Annotated in this window: 14 protein-coding genes; 9 read left to right on the top strand and 5 right to left on the bottom strand. The window is 70.6% G+C overall.

Annotated features, from left to right (window positions below):
• Positions 1-92 precede the first annotated feature (92 nt).
• On the bottom strand, positions 93-806 hold the full coding sequence (locus ACLQ2Q_RS09440; RefSeq protein WP_425820188.1) for a ferritin-like fold-containing protein: 714 nt from the start codon (positions 804-806) through the stop codon (positions 93-95).
• Between the two features lie 190 nt (positions 807-996).
• Between ACLQ2Q_RS09440 and ACLQ2Q_RS09435 the strand changes: the two genes are divergently transcribed.
• Both ACLQ2Q_RS09435 and ACLQ2Q_RS09430 read left to right on the top strand, forming a co-directional pair.
• Positions 997-2,460 carry a DEAD/DEAH box helicase gene (locus ACLQ2Q_RS09435; protein WP_425820187.1) on the top strand — a complete coding sequence of 488 codons (1,464 nt, stop codon included), beginning with the start codon at positions 997-999 and terminating at the stop codon, positions 2,458-2,460.
• Positions 2,461-2,573: 113 nt separating this feature from the next.
• On the top strand, positions 2,574-3,005 hold the full coding sequence (locus ACLQ2Q_RS09430; protein ID WP_425820186.1) for an SHOCT domain-containing protein: 432 nt from the start codon (positions 2,574-2,576) through the stop codon (positions 3,003-3,005).
• A gap of 107 nt (positions 3,006-3,112) precedes the next feature.
• On the opposite strand, the gene ACLQ2Q_RS09425 is transcribed toward ACLQ2Q_RS09430, so the two are convergent.
• The gene (locus ACLQ2Q_RS09425; protein WP_425820185.1) at positions 3,113-3,982 is read right to left on the bottom strand and encodes a PHP domain-containing protein; all 870 of its coding nucleotides are present in this window, start codon (positions 3,980-3,982) and stop codon (positions 3,113-3,115) included.
• Positions 3,983-4,065: 83 nt separating this feature from the next.
• On the opposite strand from ACLQ2Q_RS09425, the gene ACLQ2Q_RS09420 reads away from it, so the two are divergent.
• The 3 genes from ACLQ2Q_RS09420 to ACLQ2Q_RS09410 all read left to right on the top strand — a co-directional run bounded on the left by ACLQ2Q_RS09420 (position 4,066) and on the right by ACLQ2Q_RS09410 (position 8,527).
• Positions 4,066-5,094, top strand: a complete 1,029-nt coding sequence (locus ACLQ2Q_RS09420) for an endonuclease/exonuclease/phosphatase family protein (RefSeq protein ID WP_425820184.1) — start codon at positions 4,066-4,068, stop codon at positions 5,092-5,094.
• Positions 5,095-5,143: 49 nt separating this feature from the next.
• Entirely contained in the window at positions 5,144-6,589 is a 1,446-nt protein-coding gene (locus tag ACLQ2Q_RS09415; protein WP_425820183.1) for an aminopeptidase P family protein, read from the top strand.
• Between the two features lie 147 nt (positions 6,590-6,736).
• Complete coding sequence (locus ACLQ2Q_RS09410) at positions 6,737-8,527, top strand: gamma-glutamyltransferase family protein (RefSeq protein ID WP_425820182.1); 1,791 nt, start codon at positions 6,737-6,739, stop codon at positions 8,525-8,527.
• Here ACLQ2Q_RS09410 and ACLQ2Q_RS09405 read toward each other — a convergent pair.
• Together ACLQ2Q_RS09405 and ACLQ2Q_RS09400 are read right to left on the bottom strand one after the other, a co-directional pair.
• Positions 8,524-9,228, bottom strand: a complete 705-nt coding sequence (locus ACLQ2Q_RS09405) for an alpha/beta family hydrolase (protein WP_425820181.1) — start codon at positions 9,226-9,228, stop codon at positions 8,524-8,526. The genes ACLQ2Q_RS09410 and ACLQ2Q_RS09405 overlap by 4 nt on opposite strands.
• Positions 9,225-9,923, bottom strand: coding sequence for a general stress protein (locus ACLQ2Q_RS09400; RefSeq protein ID WP_425820180.1), 699 nt, complete (start codon positions 9,921-9,923; stop codon positions 9,225-9,227). The genes ACLQ2Q_RS09405 and ACLQ2Q_RS09400 overlap by 4 nt, the downstream gene beginning before the upstream one ends.
• Positions 9,924-10,007: 84 nt before the next feature.
• Between ACLQ2Q_RS09400 and ACLQ2Q_RS09395 the strand changes: the two genes are divergently transcribed.
• Genes ACLQ2Q_RS09395 through ACLQ2Q_RS09385 form a run of 3 tightly spaced genes read left to right on the top strand, consistent with a single transcriptional unit; the run spans position 10,008 to position 12,999 of the window.
• Positions 10,008-11,333: a magnesium transporter MgtE N-terminal domain-containing protein gene (locus ACLQ2Q_RS09395; protein ID WP_425820179.1), complete on the top strand. Its 1,326-nt coding sequence runs from the start codon at positions 10,008-10,010 to the stop codon at positions 11,331-11,333.
• Complete coding sequence (locus tag ACLQ2Q_RS09390; RefSeq protein ID WP_425820178.1) at positions 11,333-11,851, top strand: DUF1003 domain-containing protein; 519 nt, start codon at positions 11,333-11,335, stop codon at positions 11,849-11,851. Before ACLQ2Q_RS09395 ends, ACLQ2Q_RS09390 begins: the two co-directional genes overlap by 1 nt.
• Positions 11,848-12,999, top strand: a complete 1,152-nt coding sequence (locus tag ACLQ2Q_RS09385) for an Mrp/NBP35 family ATP-binding protein (protein WP_425820177.1) — start codon at positions 11,848-11,850, stop codon at positions 12,997-12,999. Before ACLQ2Q_RS09390 ends, ACLQ2Q_RS09385 begins: the two co-directional genes overlap by 4 nt.
• Before the next feature lie 62 nt (positions 13,000-13,061).
• Here the strand turns inward: ACLQ2Q_RS09385 and ACLQ2Q_RS09380 are convergent, their stop codons facing one another.
• Positions 13,062-13,442 carry a Sec-independent protein translocase TatB gene (locus ACLQ2Q_RS09380; RefSeq protein WP_425820176.1) on the bottom strand — a complete coding sequence of 127 codons (381 nt, stop codon included), beginning with the start codon at positions 13,440-13,442 and terminating at the stop codon, positions 13,062-13,064.
• A gap of 71 nt (positions 13,443-13,513) precedes the next feature.
• Between ACLQ2Q_RS09380 and ACLQ2Q_RS09375 the strand changes: the two genes are divergently transcribed.
• Positions 13,514-14,152 carry an O-methyltransferase gene (locus tag ACLQ2Q_RS09375; RefSeq protein ID WP_425820175.1) on the top strand — a complete coding sequence of 213 codons (639 nt, stop codon included), beginning with the start codon at positions 13,514-13,516 and terminating at the stop codon, positions 14,150-14,152.
• The last annotated feature ends 24 nt before the right edge of the window (positions 14,153-14,176 follow it).

Genomic DNA, 14,176 nt, shown 5'->3' with positions numbered 1-14,176 from the left:
GCCGCTGCGCCCGACCGCGGCTACGCCGCTGCGCCCGACCGCGGCTACGCCGCTGCGCCCGACCGCGGCTACGCCGCTGCGCCCGACCGCGGCTACGCCGCGAGGCCCATGGCGTCCATGCGGCGGGCGTGCGCGGCCATCAGCTCGGTGAACACCGGCTCGACGCGCTTCTCGTCGGCCGCGCCGAGGGTCGTCGGCCGCAGCGCGGCTCGTGCCACGAGGAGCGTGTCGCCGACGAGGCGACGACCCCACAGCGACAGCAGCGAGCGCCACTCCTCATCGCTCTCGATCGTGGCCTGGATGATCTCCACGATCGACTGGCGGTCATCGTCGGCCTTCAGGATGCGCGCGACGCGACGCCCGGTGTCCGCATAGCTCGACGCGAGTGCGAGGTAGAAGTCATCCAGCATGCCGGCGGTGACATGCACCGAGAGCATCGTCTCCCGCGGTCGCTTGCCGATGGTCTTGCGGCGGAAGGCGTCGAGCTGCTCCCGGAAGGGCAGCATCACCTCGGTCGGCTCCCCGCCGCGTTCCCGGATCAGCTCGACCAGTTCCCGATGCTTGGTCAGCGCCGCTCCCGCCGCGCGGGAGAGCGCCTCCTTCTCGGCCAGCTCCGGCGTCGCCCGGATCAGTCGCGTGAGCGTCTCGAAGTAGCCGAGCTGGAGATACGCCGCCTGACCGAGGAACGTGTCGACTTCCGGCGCGAGTTCCTCGAAGTCCACGCGTCGCGCGTCTCCGGCATCTCCCCGTGAACGCAGGGACAGCGTTCGCCCCTCCGGGCGGCGCTGCCAGAACCACTTCACCACCCCCTCAGCCTAACGGCGCGTCGTTCCGGCGCACGGCCGCGCGTCGCCGCAGCGCCTGGGGATGGCGTCCAGACGCCTCCGGTAGGCTGGTGGCGTCCCGGCATCGGACCTGGACCCCGCGCCTGTGGCTGAGTGAAGGGCGTGGATCACCCCCTCCGGCGGATCTCACCGCCAGACAGGCATTCTCACTGTGACTACATTCGCCGACCTCGGCGTCGATCAGGACATCGTCGACGTCCTCGCCTCCAAGGGCATCGTCGACGCGTTCCCCATCCAGGAGCAGACCATCCCCCTCGGTCTCCCCGGCCAGGACATCATCGGACAGGCCAAGACCGGCACCGGAAAGACCTTCGGCTTCGGCATCCCCGTCGTCCAGCGCCTGGGCCCCGACCCCGCTCCCGGCGTCAAGGCGCTCATCGTCGTCCCGACCCGCGAGCTCTGCGTGCAGGTCTACGAAGACATCGACATGCTCACCCAGGGCCGCTCCACCAGCGTCGTCGCCATCTACGGCGGCAAGGCGTACGAGGGACAGATCGACCAGCTGAAGGCCGGCGCTCAGATCGTGGTGGGCACGCCCGGCCGCCTCATCGACCTCAACAACCAGCGTCTGCTCGACCTCTCGCACGCCACCGAGGTCGTGCTCGACGAGGCCGACAAGATGCTCGACCTGGGTTTCCTGCCCGACATCGAGAAGATCTTCCAGAAGGTCCCCGCGATCCGGCACACGCAGCTCTTCTCGGCGACGATGCCCGGTCCGATCGTGGCCATGGCCCGCCGCTTCATGTCCAACCCCGTGCACATCCGGGCGACCGACCCCGACGAGGGTCTCATGCAGGCGAACATCGAGCACCTCGTCTACCGCGCGCACTCCCTGGACAAGGAAGAGGTGATCGCGCGCATCCTGCAGGCCGACGGCCGCGGCAAGACCGTCGTCTTCACCCGCACGAAGCGTGCCGCGCAGAAGCTCGTCGACGAGCTCAACGATCGCGGATTCAACGCCGCGGCCGTGCACGGCGACATGGGTCAGGAGCAGCGCGAGCGCTCGATGGCGGCATTCAAGGCCGGCAAGAAGGACATCCTCATCGCCACGGATGTCGCCGCCCGCGGCATCGACGTGGACGACGTGACCCACGTCATCAACCACACCATCCCCGATGACGACAAGACCTACCTGCACCGCGCGGGGCGGACGGGCCGCGCCGGCAAGACCGGTATCGCCGTCACGTTCGTCGACTGGGACGACCTCCACAAGTGGGCGCTCATCAACCGCGCGCTCGAGTTCGGCAAGCCCGAGCCCGTCGAGACGTACTCGTCGAGCCCGCACCTCTACGAGGACCTGAACATCCCGGCCGGCACCAAGGGTCGCCTGGTCACCGCACCGCGCACCCAGACGATCAAGACGCAGGATGCACCGGCATCCCGCAACGGCTCCCCGCGGGGCACCCGCAGCCGCACCCGCGCCGCAGGTCGAGGACCCGCTCAGGCCGAAGGCGATCTCGTCCCGGCCGAGCATGGCCATCCCACCAACACGGATGGTCCCGTCGAAGGCGGCGGCACCCACGACGGCGGCGGAACCGAGCACCACGACGGCAAGGCGCCCTCGCAGCGCCGGCGTCGGCGCCGTCGCGGAGCCAGCGCGGCACCGCAGGCCTGACCCGCGCCGACGCTGAGCGGGGACACGCGAGGACGCACATCGGGCACGACCGACCACGGCGCTAGGGTGATTCCAGGCGCGATGTGCGCCCCAAGACCTCGTCGAAAGAAGGCATGTCCGTGCGGTTCATCGAAGCTCAAACCATTCAATACCAGGGATTCTGGGGATCCATCGGTGACCTCATCTGGTGGTTCCTCTGGGCCTTCATCTTCATCACCTATCTGTTCGCGCTGTTCGCCGTCATCGGCGACCTCTTCCGTGACCACAAGCTCAACGGCTGGGCGAAGGCGATCTGGATCATCGCGCTGATCTTCTTCCCGTTCCTGACTCTGTTCGTCTACCTCATCGCCCGTGGCGGTGGCATGGCGGAGCGCGGCGCAGCACAGGCCGCGCAGATGCGCGATGCCCAGGCGAAGTACATCAAGTCCGTCGCCACGTCGTCGAGCCCGTCCGAGGAGATCGCGAAGGCCAAGACCCTGCTGGACTCCGGCGCCATCACGCAGGCGGAGTTCGATGCGATCAAGTCGAAGGCGCTCGCCGGCTGACCTCGTTCTCGTGATGCGCCCCTCCTCTTGCTGAAGAGGAGGGGCGCTTCGCGTTTCGGCGCGTGAGACGACGCACGCGTCAGGGCCTCAAGAGACGACGCTTCGCGTCAGGGGTAAACGGGCGAGGTTCCCGTGCCGAGGTCGATGATCCGCTGCACCATCTCGTCCGCGGTCGTGTTCTCGCCGGGAAGGTTGGGCTTGCCGAGGCCGTGGTAGTCGCTCGACCCGGTGACGATCAGGTCGCGTTCCTGCACCAGCGCCCGCAGGATCTTCTTGCCGCCCTCGGTGTTCTCTCGGTGGTCGAGCTCGAAGCCGGCGAGACCGGCGTCGATCAGCCGGTGCAGGACGTCGGGCGGCATCATCCGGTCCCGTCCCGATGGTGTCGGGTGCGCGATGATCGGGACGCCGCCCGCGCCGACGATCAGCCGCACCGCGGTGAGCGGGTCCGGCGCGTAATGCGGCACGTAGTAGCCCTGGCGGGGGTTCAGGATGCCGGCGAACGCTGCGGCCCGGTCGCGCGCGAGCCCCCGTGCCACGAGCGCGTCCGCGATGTGCGGGCGTCCGACTGTGGCGTCGCCGTGCGTCTGCTCCACCACGTCATCCCAGGTCAGGTCGTAGTCGCGGGCGATCTTGTTGACGATGCGCTCGGCGCGTCCCATGCGATCGCCCCTGATCCGGTCCATCTCTGCGCGCAGGGCCGCGTCATCCGGATCGAAGAGATACGCGAGCATGTGGACGCTCCGCCACTCCTGCTTCGCCGAGAGCTCCATGCCCGGGAGGAAGGTCATCCCGAGCGAGGTCGCCGCGTCGGCCGCCTCGGCCCACCCGGACGTCGTGTCGTGGTCGGTCAGGGCGGCGGTGCGCAGCGCGTAGCGGTGGGCCGCCTGCATCACCGCGGCCGGCGGTTCGGTGCCATCGGATCGGAGGGAATGCAGGTGCAGGTCGCTCGGACCCTCCCACCGCCGCTCCCCCGCCATCCTTCGAGCGTAGCGCCGCCCCCGCCACGCCCGCGCGGCCCCGCGTTCGCCGGTTTCCCAGCCTGCTCACCTAGAGTCTCCCCGTGCTGCGCCTGTTCGGAATCCTCGCGACGGTGCTCTTCGCCATCGCCGCAGCGGTGCTGACATGGCCCCCCTTCTTCCGGCTCGAGCGCACCTATCCGATCGCGCAGATCATCTCGTTCCGCGGACTCGTCGTGGTGGGCTTCGCCGCCGCCGTGCTCGTCGCGGTGCTGCTCGCGACGTGGCGCCCGGTGCGCGGATTCGCGCTCTCGATCGCGCTCGTCGCCGGGCTCGCCGTGATCGCGAACGGGAGCGTCCTGGTCTCCCGCGGCCTCGGCGCCGACACGCTTCCCTCGGCGACCGCGACGAGCGTGCGCGTGATGACGTGGAACACGGCCGGTGAAGCCACCCCGGCGGCGGCGGTGGCTCAGACCGCGGTGACGATGGATGCCGACATCATCGCGCTCCCCGAGACCGCGGCGTCGGTCGGCGAGAGCGTCGCGGTGGCGATGCGCGACCTGGGGCGCCCCATGTGGGTGCACCACGTGCAGTACAACACCGAGATCCAGAACGGCCCTCAGGCATGGGAGACGACGATCCTCATCTCCCCCGACCTCGGGGACTACTCCGTCATCGAGTCCTCGCGCGACGGGTCCAGCAACACGAACGTCGTTCCGAGCGCGGTCGCCATGCCGGTGGACGGGGACGGTCCCATCGTCGTCGCGGTGCACGCCGTCGCCCCGCGGCCGGCCTACATGGGCAGCTGGCGCGATGATCTCCGGTGGCTCGCCGATCAGTGCGCCGACAGCAACGTGATCATGGCTGGCGACTTCAACGCCACGGTCGATCACATGGGAGGACTCGGCGTCGACGGCGCAACGCTCGGCCGGTGCACTGATGCGGCCGTCGCGACCGGGAACGGGGCTGTCGGCACCTGGTCGAGCGCCCTGCCGGCGCTCGCCGGCGCGCCGATCGACCACGTGCTCTACTCGAGCCACTGGCGGCCGACGGGGTCGGTCGTCCTGCGCTCGATGGACGGCTCCGGCAGCGACCACCGCCCGCTGATCGTGCAGCTCGAGCCGACCGGCTGAGGCACGAGTCGGCGAAGCGCCCGTCGCACCTGCGTGCGACACTGGATGCATGAGCACCGAAGGCGAAACCGACACGATCGACGCCGTTCCCGCCGAGCCCGCATCCGCTGAACCGTCCAAGTCCCCGAGCTCGACGACGAACCGGCGCCAGCCCTTCCCGAAGGGCTTTCTCGACACGATCTCCACCGGCTGGGCCGAGCGCCCCGACACGATGCCGCCGGCGCGCGAGCAGGCGTCGTTCGCCGCCGCACGCCGGGCGGTCGTGTCCGCCGCGTTCCCCGGCAAGCGCCTGGTCGTCGCGGCCGGCTCGCTGGCGACACGCAGCAACGACACGGACTATCCGTTCCGACCCCACTCCGCCTTCGCGCACCTCACCGGCTGGGCGAGCGATGCCGAGCCCGAGTCGGTGCTCGTGTTCGAACCGACCCGGAACGGTCACGACGTGACCCTCTACTTCCGCGAACGCGCCGACCGCACGACGAGCGAGTTCTACTCCGACGCGACGATCGGCGAGTTCTGGATCGGACCTCGGCCGTCGCTCGCCGCGGTAGCCGCGGACCTGGGCGTGGCAACGGCGCACATCGACGCCTTCGAGGCATCCGACGACGACCTGCTGGTCGGAACCGACGAGGACCTGACGCGTTTCGTCAGCGAGATGCGCCTCGTCAAGGACGAGTACGAGATCGCGCAGATGCGGCTCGCCGTCGATGTCACCGAGAGGGGCTTCGATGACATCATCCGGGAGCTGCCGCGCGCCCTCGAGCACCCCCGCGGGGAGCGCATCGTCGAGGGAGTGTTCCACCAGCGTGCGCGCAGCGACGGCAACTGGGAGGGCTACGACACGATCGCGGCATCCGGCCCCCACGCCTGCTACCTGCACTGGACGCGCAACGACGGGGCCGTCGTGCCTGGCGACCTCATCCTGATCGACGCCGGCGTCGAGATGGACAGCCTCTACACCGCCGACATCACCCGCACGCTCCCCGTGAGCGGCACCTTCACCGACGTGCAGCGTCGCGTCTACGAGACGGTGCGCGAGGCCGCGGATGCCGCGTTCGCCGCGGCGCGGCCCGGTGTGAAGTTCCGCGCCGTGCACGAGGCGGCGATGCAGGTCATCGCCCGGCGTACCGCGGAATGGGGCCTGCTGCCGGTGACCGCAGACGAGGCGCTCGACGCCGAGAACGGCGGGCAGCACCGCCGCTACATGGTGCACGGCACGAGCCACCACCTGGGCATCGACGTGCACGACTGCGCGCAGGCGCGCCGGGAGATGTACTTCGACGGCCTGCTCGAGCCGGGCATGGTGTTCACGATCGAACCCGGACTGTACTTCCAGATCGACGACCTCACGGTGCCGGAGGAGTACCGTGGCATCGGCGTTCGCATCGAGGACGACATCCTGATGACCCAGGACGGGCCCGTGAACCTGTCGGCCGCCATCCCGCGCACCGCGGACGAGGTCGAGGCCTGGATGCTTCGTCTCGGGGTGCGCTGATGCGCATGCCTCGCTCAGCACACGTGCTTCGTCTCGGGTCGACCGGCAGCTGCGGTCGCTGAGCGCCCTTCGCCTCGTCGCCACGCTCCTCGCTCAGGAACCGCGCAGCAGACCCCTGCGCTGACAGCACCCGTCGTCAGGATCACCATGACCTTCACTCCTGCGCCCGCATTCATCACGCGGCCCACGCTCACGGGCACGTTCGGCATGAGCGCGTCCACGCACTGGCTCGCCACCGCCAGCGCCCAGGCGGTGCTGGAGCGCGGGGGCAACGCCTTCGACGCCGCGGTGGCGGGTGCATTCGTACTCCATGTGGTGGAGCCGCACCTGAACGGGCCGGGCGGCGACATGACGGGTCTCTTCGTCACCGCGGAGGACCCGGGCACCCCGGTCGTGCTGATGGGGCAGGGGCCCGCCCCGGCCGGCGCGACGATCGCTCACATGCGCAACGAGGGACTCGACCTCGTGCCGGGAGCCGGGGGCCTGGCGGCGGCCGTCCCTGGCGCGGTGGACGCCTGGCTGCTGCTGCTGCGCGACCACGGCACCCTCGAGCTGGCCGACGTGCTGGGTTACGCGATGGGCTACGCGCGCGACGGTCATCCTCTCCTGCCCTCGGCCGCCGCCACGATCGCGCGGGTCGCGGACCTGTTCCGTGATCACTGGCCCTCGTCCGCCGCGCTGTGGATGCCGGACGGGGCGGTTCCCGTCGCCGGCACCGTGGTGCGCAACCCGGCGTACGCCGCGGTCCTCGAGCGGCTGATCACCGCGGGCGGCGGCGCGGAGGACCGGGTCGCACGCATCGACGCGGCCCGCCGGGAATGGCGCGCCGGGGTCGTGGCTCGAGCGGCGTCCCAGTTCCTCGCAACACCCCATCGGCACTCCACGGGCACCGATCATGCGGCCGTTCTGACTCCCGATGACTTCGCGGCCTTCGAGGCGTCGTACGAAGAGGCCGCCACGGCATCCTTCCGCGGGCACACCATCGCCAAGACCCCCGCCTGGGGTCAGGGCCCGGTGCTGCTGCAGGCGCTGCGGCTGCTGGACGGGCTCGAAGACGATCGCCTCGACCCGTCGACCGAGCTGGGCGCCCACACCGTGCTCGAGGCGCTGAAGCTCGCGCTGGCCGACCGCGATGCGTACTACGGCGACGCCGATGTGCCGCTCGACGTGCTGCTCTCCGACGCCTACACAGACACGCGCCGCGCGCTTCTCGGCGCCGAGGCGTCGCGGGAGTGGCGGCCGGGCAGAATTCCGGGGCGCGCGCCGTTCGCCCCACCCCTGCGCTCGAGCCTCGATTCGGCGAGTGGTCCCGGCACTGGCGAGCCGACGGTGGCGAAGAGCGGCGAGACGCGCGGGGACACGTGCCACATCGACGTGGTGGACCGCTGGGGCAACATGATCTCCGCGACTCCGTCCGGCGGGTGGCTGCAGTCCTCCCCCACCATCCCGGAGCTCGGGTTCTGCCTCGGAACCCGCCTGCAGATGACCTGGCTCGATGAGGCTTCTCCCTCGGCCCTCCGCCCCGGGTCGAGGCCGCGCACGACCCTCAGCCCCACGCTCGTCCTGCGCGACGGACGAGCCGTCATCGCCCTCGGCACGCCCGGCGGCGATCAGCAGGACCAGTGGCAGCTGCCGGCGCTTCTGCGCATGCTCGTGGGCGGTTACTCTCCCCAGCAGGCGATCGATGCGCCTATGCTGCACACCACCGCGCTGGTCGACTCCTTCTGGCCGCGCACCTACGAGGTGGCGGGTGCCGTGGTCGAGGACCGCCTGGGTGAAGCCGTGATCGCCGGATTGCGGGCTCGGGGGCATTCGGTGACGCGCACCGGCGACTGGTCGCTCGGGCGGCTCTCCGCCGTCGGCATCGACCGCGACAGCGGGCTGCTGTGGGCAGCGGCCAACCCGCGCGGAGGACAGGGATACGCCGCGGGGCGCTAAGCCGCCGTCGGGTCGGGTCGACGTGACCGCATGAACGCGGCGACGAGTGGCGCGAGCTGGGACCCGATCTCGTCGGCGGTGCGCTTGTGGCCCTTCACCTCGAACGAGTGCCCGCCGCCGTCGATCCACTCGATGGTGGCGTCCCGACACGAGGCGACCGCCTCGTCCAGCTGCGAATGCGGATCGACGAAGGGGTCGTTGGTGCCCTCGACGAAGAGCTGGGGTGCGCCGATGACCGGGAGGTGCGCGGCCCGCACCTTCGTGTCGTCGCCCGGTGGATGCAGCGGATAGCCCAGGTACACGAGCCCGCTGACAGCGTCAGCGAGCTCGGCGGCGTCGGCCACCGCCATCGACGCCATCCGGCCGCCGTAGGACTTGCCGCACGCCCAGACCGGGGTGCCATCGGCCCGGGACACCGCGAAAGCGATGGCCGCGCGCGAGGCGGCGATCGCGTGCGTCGCCGGGCCCGGCATCCGGCGTCCGGCCTCCAGGTAGGGGAAGTTGAACGTCAGCGTCGCCACGCCCTCCGCACGCATGCCGCGCGCGAAGCCGACGAGGAACGGATGCCGGTATCCCGCACCCGCGCCGTGGGCGATGACGATCGTGGCCCAGGCGTCGTCGGGCCGCTGGTGATCGGCCGAGACCTCGACTGTGCCGGCCGGAAGGTCGACAGACAGCCGAGGCGCGACCTCGTCGGTCATCGATTCCGGCTCGGTGCACCGTCACCGGCGTCGTCCGCGCGGGCATTCCCGGACGCGGATGCTTCGCCCCCCGCGGGATCGGGGGCGGGAGCCACCCTCTCCCCATAGCGGGGCGGCTCGGTCTCGCCATCGCGGGGCGAAGCAGAGCGCTCGGGCTGCGCGACCGGCTGCTGCCGCACCGGCGGCATGGGGTCGACGGCGGCCACGGTGGACGAGTCGACGACTGTCGTGCGCCCGAGGATCTCGCGAGCCCGGTGGATGCTGCGCGAGGCGACGGTGACCTCGTAGTGATCGGCGGTCACCTGTACGACGCTGGCGTAGTCGCGGCGGCGACGCACGAAGGAGTAGGTGACGAGACTCAGCAGCATGCCGACGGCGATGCCGACGAACAGCACGCCGACGAATGCCTGGATCGGCACCGCAGGGCTGCCCAGAACGAGGATGGCGGCGAAGAACAGCCCGATCAGCACGCCGTTGATGGCACCCGATCGGGCCGCCGTCGCGTAGCCGAGCTTGCCCGTCACCCGCTCGATGGATCGAAGACCGGAGCCGACGATGGCGATGTCGCGCGCCGCGATCTCGGCGGCGATGAGCTTGGAGACGGCCTTCTGCGCCGCCTCGTACTCGGGGAACGACGCGACCATCTCGCCGACCTCTGTGTTGCCGGAGACCTGTGGACCACCCAACATGCTCATGCCCCCATTCTCCCATGCTCCGTACTTGCACCCACGGCCGCGCATGATCGGGGCGGTGCGGGATCCCGGGGCTACGCTGGAAGCGTGAGTACGCAGAGGGTGTTCGTCGCGCGCCTCCAGGGGTGCGCTGTCTTCGACCCCGCCGGCGACCGGCTCGGCAAGGTCCGCGATGTCGTCGTCGTGTACCGAAAATCCGACCCTCCGCGCGTTGTGGGGCTCGTCTGCGAGATCCCGGGGCGCCGCCATGTGTTCCTCTCGATCGGGCGCGTGACATCGGTCGCCCTCGGCCAGGTCATCACGACCGGTCTCATCAACGTGCGCCGTTTCGAACCACGAGGGGGCGAGGTGCGCGTGATGGCCGAGATGATCGGCCGCCGCATCCAGCTCGTCGACGGGTCGGGCACCGCCGTCATCGAGGATGTCGCCATCGAGCGCAACCGCCTCGGCGAGTGGGCCGTCGGTCAGCTCTTCCTTCGCAAGCCCAAGACCAGCGCGTCGCCGTTCGCCAAGGGCCCGACGACGTTCGCGTCGTGGTCGGAGGTCCGGGAGGACCAGGCACCGGGGCAGGCGCAGTCCGCGGAGCAGCTCGTGGCGAGCTACTCGGAGCTGAAGCCCGCCGACCTCGCCAACACGCTGCTCGACCTGCCGGACGAGCGCATGATCGAGGTGGCCGAGGAGTTGTCGGATGAGCGCCTCGCGGACGCCCTCGAAGAGATGCCAGAAGACGAGCAGGTGCACATCCTCGAACAGCTCGGCGACGAGCGCGCCGCAGACATCCTCGACGCCATGGAGCCGGATGACGCCGCAGACCTACTGGCACAGCTCCCCGAGGGACGGCTGGAGCAGCTGCTGGATCTGATGGAACCGGAGGAGGCGGACGACGTCCGGATGCTGCTCGCCTACGGCCCCGACACCGCCGGCGGTCTGATGACGCCGGAGCCGATCGTGCTTTCGGCGGAGGCGACGGTCGCCGAAGCCCTGGCGCTCATCCGCCGGCACGAGCTGCATCCGGCCCTCGCGGCATCCGTCTTCATCACGCTGCCGCCGTACGAGACGCCCACCGGGCGCCTGCTCGGCGTCGTGCACTTCCAGCGGATGCTGCGCTACCCGCCGCACGAGCGCCTCGGCGCCATCATCGACGACTCGCTCGACGCCGTCACCGCCACGGCCTCCGCGGCCGAAGTGGCCCGCATGCTCGCCAGCTACAACCTCGTCTCGCTGCCCGTCGTCGATCAGGCTCATCGCCTCGTCGGCGCCGTGAGCGTCGACGACGTGCTGGACTACCTGCTGCCCGATGACTGGCGCTCGCACGACGGCGACGTGGTGGCCCCAGCACCCTCGGCCGGTGCGATCCTGACAGCGCGCTCTGCGGCGACGGGGACCCCCCGAGGCGCCGTGAGGAGGCGCTGATGGCACGCGCGTCCCGCCAGCCGTCGCTCGACGCCCCCCGCGGCCGTTCCGGCATGCTGAGCCGCAATCCCCAGCCGTCGCGCGACCGGTTCGGCCGATTCTCCGAAGCGTTCGCGCGAGGGATGGGGACCTCAGGGTTCCTGATCGGCATGACCGTCTTCGTCGCGGTGTGGCTGATGTGGAACACGTTCGCGCCGGTGGAGCTGCAGTTCGACCCGCGGGCCACGAACTTCACGCTGCTGACGCTGATCCTGTCCCTCCAGGCGTCCTACGCGGCGCCCCTGATCCTGTTGGCGCAGAACCGTCAGGACGACCGCGACCGCGTGCAGATCGAGCAGGACCGCCAGCGCGCCGAGCGCAACCTCGCGGACACCGAGTACCTCGCCCGTGAAATCGTCGCGCTGCGGATGGCCGTCGCGGACTTCCACGCGGACGTCGTCACGAAGGATGTGCTTCGCACGGAGCTGAGGGCGACGCTCGAGAAGATCGAGGACCACGCCGACGGCGACGGCCGATGAGGAACGGGACCACGGCCGAGTCGGTCCGGCGGGCAGTCGGGGCGGTGATCGACCCCGAGCTGCGGCGGCCACTGGCCGAACTCGACATGGTGCGCGAGATCTCCGTGGATTCAGGCGCTGCGCGCGTCGGTATCGCGCTGACGATCGTCGGGTGCCCCGCGGCCACGCGCATCGAATCCGATGTGCGGTCGGCCGCCGCGTCCGTTCCCGGCGTCACCTCCGTCGACGTCGAGGTGGGCGTCATGACACCGGACGAGCGGCGGACGCTCACGGACCGGCTGCGGGGCGGCAGGGCTGCACGCACCATGCCCTTCGGCCCTGATTCGCTGACGCGCGTGATCGCCGTCACGAGCGGGAAGGGCGGGGTCGGCAAGTCGAGCGTCACCGCCAACCTGGCCATCGCCCTCGCGCGGCGAGGCCTCGCCGTCGGGCTCGTCGACGCCGATGTGCACGGCTTCTCGATCCCCGCGCTGATGGGGCTCGCCCGGGACGGCGCGATCCCATCCCCGACCCGCATCGACGACATGATGCTGCCTCCGATCGCCCACGACGTGAAGGTGATCTCGATCGGCATGTTCCTCCGCCGGGAGGGCGAGTCGCCGACGGGGGCCGTCGCCTGGCGCGGGCCGATGCTGCACCGCACCATTCAGCAGTTCCTCACGGACGTCTACTTCGGCGACCTCGACGTGCTCCTGCTCGATATGCCGCCGGGAACCGGCGACATCGCGATCACCGTGGGGCAGCTGCTGCCGAATGCCGAGGTGCTGGTCGTGACGACCCCGCAGAGCGCCGCCTCCGATGTCGCGGTGCGCAGCGGACTCGTGGCCCGCCAGACCGGCCAGCGAGTGGTCGGGGTCGTGGAGAACATGGCCGCCATGACCCTCCCCGACGGAACGAGGCTCGAGCTCTTCGGCTCGGGTGGTGGCGCTCAGGTGGCAGAGGCGCTCTCCACCGCCGACGAGCGCGTCGAGGTGCTCGCCTCCATCCCGTTGAGCACGACGCTGCGCGCCGGCGGCGACACAGGGGAACCGGTGGTCATCGCGCATCCCGAGGACGCGGCGGCGGTGGCCATCGAGTCGCTGGCCGCCTCTCTCGCCGCGACGCGCCGCGGGCTGGCGGGGCGGTCGCTGCCGCTCACGCCGCGCTGACTGCGCACGAATGCCGCGCACACCGAGTGCCGCTGGTCACTGCAGACCAGGATGCCCGGGCGTCAGGTGGCTTCGGAGTCGAACGGCGGGGGCTCGGCCGCGGTGAACACCGGCCGCTCGATCGGCTTGCCGGCCGTCGCCATCGCCGCCGCGCCGAGCGAGACCGCCTTCACCGGGGCGACCGGGGTGTCATCGAGCAGGGCCTCGCGGATGATGCGCCGCGGGTCGTACTGCCGGGGGTCGAGTTTACGCCAGTCGACGTCGTCGAACTCGGGCCCCATCTCCTCGCGCACCCTCGTCTTGGCCCCGCGCATGTATTCGCGGGCCCGGCCGACGAAGCGCGCGAGGCCCTCCGCGTAGCGAGGCAGGCGCTCGGGACCCACGAGCATCGCAGCGATCACGCCGATCAGCATGAGCTTCTCGATCGTAAGCCCGAAGAACATGGCTCCAGGTTACCGGTCGCGCCTGGGCCCGGCGCGCGGATCCCCCGCGTAACCTGGCCGGAGGAGGACCCATGAGCGAGCACGACGCGAACGCCAGATATGCGCGGGACGCCATCATCGAACCCGAGCACATCGCCCGGGCCCGCACGCACGCCCTCGAGATCGGCGCGGCGCCGATCAGCCCGGGCGTCGGCGCGCAGGCCGCGGTGATCGCGGCGGCATCCCGAGCCCTCAACATCGTCGAGATCGGCACGGGAGCGGGCGTCTCAGGACTGTGGCTGCTGCACGGCTCGCCGCGCGCGACGCTCACCACCATCGACAGCGAACCCGAGCATCTCGGCGTTGCGCGTCAGTCCTTCGCCGAGGCGAAGATCCCCGCCGCCCGCGCCCGCTTCATCACCGGGCGGGCCAGTGACGTGCTGCCCCGGATGAACGAGGCGTCGTACGACGTGGTGCTGGTGGACGCCGACCCGGAGAAGGTCATCGAGTACGTCGAGCACGGGCTGAGGCTGGTGCGCCTCGGCGGCACGGTACTGATCCCGCGAGTGCTCAACGGGGGAAAGGTCGCCGATCCGGTGCAGCGCGACGAGGCCACGAAGGCCTACCGGTCGCTCATTCAGGAGACCCAGGCCTCGCCCGCCGTGATCGGAGCACTCTCCACCATCGGCGAAGGTCTTCTCCAACTCACCACGATCGCCGGCCCCGCCTGAGCAGGCACGCCGGCACCGACGCGA

The organism is Microbacterium sp. DT81.1 (assembly GCF_049844955.1).
Taxonomy (GTDB): Bacteria; Actinomycetota; Actinomycetes; order Actinomycetales; family Microbacteriaceae; genus Microbacterium.
The sequence above is the reverse complement of the archived record's forward strand: the minus strand, read 5'-3'. Positions and strand labels throughout refer to the sequence as shown.

What these genes read in the sequence shown, in the direction of transcription:
- ACLQ2Q_RS09400 (WP_425820180.1), bottom strand. Translation starts at nt 9,923, where the DNA reads ATGAGCATGTTGGGTGGTCCACAGGTCTCCGGCAACACAGAGGTCGGC.
- ACLQ2Q_RS09415 (WP_425820183.1), top strand. Translation starts at nt 5,144, where the DNA reads ATGAGCACCGAAGGCGAAACCGACACGATCGACGCCGTTCCCGCCGAG.
- ACLQ2Q_RS09390 (WP_425820178.1), top strand. Translation starts at nt 11,333, where the DNA reads ATGGCACGCGCGTCCCGCCAGCCGTCGCTCGACGCCCCCCGCGGCCGT.
- ACLQ2Q_RS09375 (WP_425820175.1), top strand. Translation starts at nt 13,514, where the DNA reads ATGAGCGAGCACGACGCGAACGCCAGATATGCGCGGGACGCCATCATC.
- ACLQ2Q_RS09385 (WP_425820177.1), top strand. Translation starts at nt 11,848, where the DNA reads ATGAGGAACGGGACCACGGCCGAGTCGGTCCGGCGGGCAGTCGGGGCG.
- ACLQ2Q_RS09380 (WP_425820176.1), bottom strand. Translation starts at nt 13,442, where the DNA reads ATGTTCTTCGGGCTTACGATCGAGAAGCTCATGCTGATCGGCGTGATC.
- ACLQ2Q_RS09405 (WP_425820181.1), bottom strand. Translation starts at nt 9,228, where the DNA reads ATGACCGACGAGGTCGCGCCTCGGCTGTCTGTCGACCTTCCGGCCGGC.
- ACLQ2Q_RS09410 (WP_425820182.1), top strand. Translation starts at nt 6,737, where the DNA reads ATGACCTTCACTCCTGCGCCCGCATTCATCACGCGGCCCACGCTCACG.
- ACLQ2Q_RS09425 (WP_425820185.1), bottom strand. Translation starts at nt 3,982, where the DNA reads ATGGCGGGGGAGCGGCGGTGGGAGGGTCCGAGCGACCTGCACCTGCAT.
- ACLQ2Q_RS09430 (WP_425820186.1), top strand. Translation starts at nt 2,574, where the DNA reads ATGTCCGTGCGGTTCATCGAAGCTCAAACCATTCAATACCAGGGATTC.